The sequence below is a fragment of the Candidatus Viridilinea mediisalina genome (genome assembly GCF_002532535.1).
Classification (GTDB): Bacteria; Chloroflexota; Chloroflexia; order Chloroflexales; family Chloroflexaceae; genus Viridilinea; species Viridilinea mediisalina.
Window position 1 is genome coordinate 1 of record NZ_NQWI01000216.1, and the last position, 3,469, is coordinate 3,469.

The window sequence follows — 3,469 nt, forward strand, 5'->3', positions numbered from 1 at the left end:
AATCTACGACCCCAGCCGACTAAAGTCGGCACTCCATCGGAGACCAAACTGTAAAGTAACTATGAACCATGTCTTAATCTACAATCTGCAATCTACAATCTGCAATCTACAATCTCCAATAGCGGCCAGAGGGCGCGGTGATCGGCGACGTTCTGCTGTCGCTCGGTGCGGACTTCGATCAGGTGCAGGCCGCGCCCCTCTAGGCCAGCACGCACCGCCGCCTCGAAGCTGGGCCAGTCTTGCGCGAGGGTGTAGTGGGCCTTGTAGAGTTGCGCCAAGGGGCCAAAATCGAGGCCGTGAGGCGTGCCGAAGAGTGGTTCAAACTGATCAGTTTCGCTTGCTGAGGGCAAGAAGGAGAAGATGCCGCCGCCGTCGTTGTTGATCAGCACAATCGTGGCATCCAAGTGGCACAATGTGGCTGCCAAAAGCCCATTCGCGTCATGGTAGAGCGAGAGATCGCCCAAGACCATGAGCAGTGGTTTGGCCCCCGCCGCCGCCATGCCCAAGGCGGTCGAAACGAGCCCGTCAATCCCATTGGCGCCACGGTTGCCCGCAATAGCAACAGAACGCTCCATGGCCGGAAAGAAGCTGTCACAATCGCGTATCGGCATCGAGTTGGCCACAAAGAGCGTTGCGCCCTCTGGCAGCAACGGGGCAAGCCGGGCAAAGACCCCCGGTTCGCTGATGTGCGTTTGGTTGACAAGGGTCTCGTGGAGAATCTGGCGGCTCACCTGCTCTGCGTTGCGCCAGAGGTTTGTCCATGGGCGCTGCAATGGCGCTTGGCTGCCCAAGTGGGCATTGAGCGCGACACAGAGCTCTAGGGGATCGGCGGCGAGGTGTTCGGCGGCGAGATTGGTCGGTTCGCGCCAGCCGGCCCCTTCGTCTACGACAATCTGGTGGGCGCTGGGGTGGCGCTGCAGGTAGAGCAGCACCGGCTTGGAGGTGGGCATAGCACCAAAGCGAAGCACCAACTCCGGCGCATGGCTGGCAAAGGCTTCAGTGCGCAGAAAGGCATCATAGCTCCCACAGACCAGCGTCAGGCTAGGGGAACCACAACGCACACCGGAGAGCGGGTCGGCTAGGATGGGGAAGCCGATCCGTTCAGCGAGGGGCGCAACCACCGCCGCCAAGCCGGGGGGACAGTTGGGGCCACAGATGATCAAACCGCGCTCGACGCTCGCCATCCGCGCTGCGAGCGCCGCCACAATAGCCGAATGGGCCTGACGGGGGCTATGCTTGACCTGAAGCTTGGATGCAGCAGCCCCCCGCTCAAAGAGTTGCAGCAACAGCTCCCGATCGGGCAACAGTGGCTCCCGGAAGGGCAAATTGAGGTGTACCGGGCCAGCGGGGGGCGCCATGCAGGCCGCAATGGCGCGCGCAACAACCGCCTTGAGGTAGTTGAGCAACCCAGGGCTCGCATCGGGGCAGGGCAGATCACTAAACCAGCGCGGACGTGGGCCAAAGATAGACATCTGATTAATCGTCTGGGGCGCACCGTTATCGCGCAACTCAGGCGGACGGTCGGCAGTGAGCAGCAGCAGTGGCACGCGGGCCAGATCGGCCTCAGCGACAGCGGGCAAAAAATTGGTTGTCGCCGTCCCCGAGGTACAGATCAGCGCCGCAGGTCTACCGGATTGCTTGGCCAAACCAAGGGCAAAAAAGCCCGCCGAGCGTTCATCAAGCAGCACGCGCACCTGCGCCTCGGGGTGGCGCGCCACCGCAAGGGCAATCGGGGTACTCCGCGAACCCGGACAGACGACGAAATCGTGGATGCCCCCCGCAATGATCTGTTGGACCAAGGTAGCGACCCAGTGGGTGAGCGTTTCAGTGTGATTATGCATAGGTAATAGCCGAAAGGCCGATAGCCGAAAAGCCGATATAGCCGAAAACCCGATAGCCGAAAACCCGATATGACCCTCAGCTCTACCGCAAACCTCTCTGTGTTCTCTGTGCCTCTGTGGTAAACATCTCTGCACCTCTTGCCCCCAAAGCGCCCAGGATTGCACGCAGCTTGATCTCAGTTTCGCGCTCTTCGCGCTCGGGGTCGGAGGCGGCGACGATACCGGCCCCGGCGAAGAGGCTGGCTTCGTAGCGCCCAACCAGGGCTGAACGGATAGCGACGGCAAATTCGCCCTGGCCTTGGGCATCAATCCAACCCACGGGGGCACCATACCAACCGCGGTCGAGCCGCTCATGCTGCCTGATCCAAGCCAAAGCCGCCTCACGCGGCTGCCCGCCCAGGGCCGGGGTGGGATGGAGGCGTGCCACCAGATCGAGGATGCTTGTCCCGCTGGCCGCTGTGGCCGTAAGGGGCGTAAAGAGGTGCTGTACATTATGTAAACGCATCAAGGTTGGTTCAGGCGCAGCGACCACATCAGCGCAGACTTCACGCAGCGCATCGAGCAGCATGCGCGTAACCACCGCGTGTTCAACGCGATCCTTGGGGCTAGCGAGCAACGCTTGGCCCAAGGCCGCATCTTCAGCCGGACGGCTGCCACGCGGTGCCGAGCCAGCCAACGAACTAGCGGCCACCGTGCGTCCTTGCAGGCTCACCAGGCGCTCAGGCGAGGCACCGAGGAAGGTGCGGCCCCCCCGTGCCAGCGCAAAGACAAAGGTATCGGGGTAGTCGCGCCGCAGCGCCTCGAGCGTAGCAGCAGGATCAAAGGGGCTTTGGCTGCGGGCACGCACCTCACGGGCCAGCACCACCTTCTCAAGGCTACCCGCACGCAACTCAGCCACCGCCGCCGCCACCATAGCCCGCCACACCCCAGGGGGCAAGGCATCGCGCAACTCCAGGCCAGCATCAATCTGCGGTGCCCGCCATGTGCGCCCCAAGAGATCGCGCAACCGTCGTGCCGCAGCAAGGTGCAACTGGATTGACGAGGTGGTTGGGCCCACCAGCCCATTCACCGTCAAACTCGTGCGCTGCCCATCAGTCGCTAGGGTCAAACGCGGCAACAGCAGCAAGCCATCGGCAAAACCATCCCAATGGCCCAAAGCGGGGCGATCAGGATCAAAAGCAAAACCCGCCGCCGCCATCGGCCCACTAAAGGGCAGCGTAGGATCAGCCGCAACCTCAGCGTGGGCCACCAACTCGCGCCAAGCCTGAGCGGCCAAGGCAAAGCGTTCAGGGCCACTGGCCGCAAAACTCCACGCGGCCCCCAAGCCCGCAACCGCCAACCCATCAGCCGGACGACTCCAAAAGAGCCGGTTGTGGGTCACCCCCACACCACGCGCAAAGAGCGCCAGCGGATCACGCGGCTTCAACTCCGTGGTCACACTCACCAACACCGAACGACCCAGCCGTCGGGCACGACGGCGGGCCTGTTCAGCCAACACTTCCATCCGAGCGCGCTGCGCGAGCGCAGCAGTTGCGACACTTACACCGAGCATAGGAGGTAGGAGGTAGGAGGTAGGAGGTAGGAGGTAGGAGGTAGGAGGTAGGAGGTAGGAGGTAGGAGGTAGGAGG

At 62.8% G+C, this 3,469-nt stretch carries 2 protein-coding genes; both read right to left on the reverse strand.

The genetic code is table 11. From position 1 onward, the window contains the following. Positions 1–92: 92 nt before the first annotated feature. Positions 93–1,841, reverse strand: coding sequence for a 2-succinyl-5-enolpyruvyl-6-hydroxy-3-cyclohexene-1-carboxylic-acid synthase (gene menD / locus CJ255_RS21390; protein ID WP_097646106.1), 1,749 nt, complete (start codon positions 1,839–1,841; stop codon positions 93–95). 82 nt (positions 1,842–1,923) lie between these two features. Beyond that, on the reverse strand, positions 1,924–3,469 hold a 1,546-nt coding region (locus CJ255_RS21395; protein WP_245863652.1), incomplete at its 5' end, for an isochorismate synthase.

Coding starts and splice junctions, on each gene's coding strand:
- menD (WP_097646106.1), bottom strand. CDS start 1,841: ATGCATAATCACACTGAAACGCTCACCCACTGGGTCGCTACCTTGGTC.